2 protein-coding genes are annotated in these 1,783 nt (G+C 43.7%); both read left to right on the plus strand.

Annotated features, from left to right (window positions below; translation table 11 throughout):
- A partial coding sequence (locus V7Q33_RS23140) for a hypothetical protein (protein WP_333821466.1) occupies nt 1–1,134 on the plus strand: 1,134 nt, incomplete at its 5' end.
- A gap of 3 nt (nt 1,135–1,137) precedes the next feature.
- On the plus strand, nt 1,138–1,783 hold a 646-nt coding region (locus V7Q33_RS23145), incomplete at its 3' end, for a hypothetical protein (RefSeq protein ID WP_333821467.1).

The following is a 1,783-nucleotide window of genomic DNA, read 5'->3' on the forward strand; positions in this document are numbered from 1 at the left end:
AAAGTGGAGAACATCGCTGCCGATATAAAGGAAAAACAACAAGCTCATGAAAAGCTGACTAATGATGATTATTATACCTACATCAGTGCAGGTATTGATGTAGTGGAATATAGCTTTGGTTTGGTTAAGCTGTTTAATGCGCAATTTCTGGCAGACGACTATGTCAAGATCATGCGCAGCGGCAATGATCTGTATAAAAATATATTCAAAAAGGAATATAGCGCTGCTGTAGTAAATGCGGTAGATATATTCAAGGGCATTAGTGGCGTAGTGGAGAAAGATAAAAATACACGCATTACCAACGATCTCAAAAAGGTAAATACGTCAGATGTAGCCGCTATACCAGATGCAGATGTTAAAAAGGTAGTCACTGCGATTCAAACTTCAGGAAAAGCAACCGATGAAGACGTGGAAGTACTGCAAGCCAATGCTGGTATAATAGAGAAGCTGAATTCGAAAGGCATTATTCCGCAGGCCGTAGCGCTTATTAAAAATGATATAGAAAAACTGGAGAAAATTATACCGGAAGTATCCAAGTATGGGCTGTTCATGTCTAACGTAGCCAACGCCAAAACTCCTGACGAAGTAAAGAACGCTATCGAAGCTGCGGTGCTGCCGGTGGGAAGCTCATCGATCAAGAAAAATTCGCAATGGAATGTTTCTGTTCAATCGTATCTCGGAGCCTATTGGAGCAATAATGCAGGTGGTGCTATCGACCGGGCCTGGAATAGTAAATTTGGTGTAGTAGCACCCATCGGTATATCGGCCAGCTATGGTTTTAAAAAGTGGGGCTCTGCCAGCGTGTTTGCTTCGCTGCTAGACCTCGGTGCTATTGTAGATTATCATTTGAAGTATGATTCGGTATCAGCAGGAGGTACAAAGACCGTGGAGACCAGCAAGAACTACCAGATAAAACTCGGACAGATATTTTCTCCCGGTGGGTATATTGTATATGGATTTCCGTTTAACCTGCCACTATCCATTGGTTTTGGCGGACAATATGGTCCGGGGTTAAGCAAGGTACAGGCCGATGGCACTACGGTGGTTGATAATCCTTATTGGCGCTGGAGTGCATTTCTTGCGGTAGATATACCGTTGTTTAATATTTTTAATCGCGAAGGGAAAAAGAAGTGATCTATGTCAGACAGTTTAAAATTCTGGATACAAACCCTTGTCGTGCCGGCCGTACTGGCCGGTGTCGGTTATTATATCAACGACACACTGCAGCAACAGCAGCGTGCATTCGATAAGATCAAGTTCACAGAACAGATCATCAGTGAGGCGTTCGATTCGAACAATCCTGATAAAGCGATTGCCCTTACCAAAATTATACCTTCGCTAACAGACGATAAAAAGTTTGCTGACGATGTAGTGGCCATGATCAACAGCTATTATGTAAAAAGAGCCGAGCAGGCTTTGAAGACCGGTAACGAGGCGGAGTATAAACAAATAGCAGATGCCGCTGCCGTATTTAAAGGTGATGGTATATCTATTTCTGATTCACTGAAAATAAATCCGGCCACCAGCAAAGCTGAAACCGCCCGTCAGTATGAACAGGATGGCCTTGCACATTTACATCAAGGTAATCTCGAAGCAGCCCGCGATTGTTTTCAAAAAGCTGAAGCCGCCTATCCCGGTTTTCATTCTTCGTATGAGATTGCCAACCTGCTAACCAAAAAAGTTCAGGAGGTAAAAGCCGGTGCCGATCAATCCACCGTGCGGCAGCAAGCGATAGATACCATCCGGAAAAAATACTCCTGGCGATTAAACCCGCAGGCATTAA

This window comes from Ohtaekwangia sp. (assembly GCF_036786105.1).
Lineage (GTDB): Bacteria > Bacteroidota > Bacteroidia > Cytophagales > Cyclobacteriaceae > Ohtaekwangia.